The following is a 412-nucleotide window of genomic DNA, read 5'->3' on the forward strand; positions in this document are numbered from 1 at the left end:
GCTCAGCGCGAAGACGTATTCGGGTTTTCCCGACGCCGCCGGCTTGCCTTGGCCGTCAGGTGCGGCCGGCACGGTCGCCGCGCTGCTGCCGGAAACATGGCCGCAACTGACCTTCACCCAGCGGCGCTCCGGATCGGCGCCCGGCACCAGGATAAGGTAGTGCGTCGGCGCATCCTTGTTGCCGGCAAGCAGCTGGTAGCTCTTCCCGGCATCGGTCGAGACATTGCCGGGGTTCTTGCCGTTCTTGATCGCTTGCGTCGCCGGACAGGCAGCGTCGGCGACGAAGCTGCCGCTCATCTTGACGTCGGCACGCGCCGCCCCGGCCAGCGACGCCGCCAGCATGGCCAATCCGAAAATGACAGCACTACGCATGGAAAATCCCCGGCTGGACAAGTGGGCGACAGACTGAAGC

The 412-nt window shown here is 66.3% G+C and carries 1 pseudogene; it reads right to left on the bottom strand.

The annotated features are described in order from the left end of the window. Positions 1–372 (bottom strand): annotated as a pseudogene (locus EN893_RS37775) (ribonuclease); the annotation flags it as partial. Between the last annotated feature and the right edge of the window lie 40 nt (positions 373–412).

The sequence above is a fragment of the Mesorhizobium sp. M7A.F.Ca.CA.004.04.2.1 genome, assembly GCF_004022825.1.
Classification (GTDB): domain Bacteria; phylum Pseudomonadota; class Alphaproteobacteria; order Rhizobiales; family Rhizobiaceae; genus Mesorhizobium.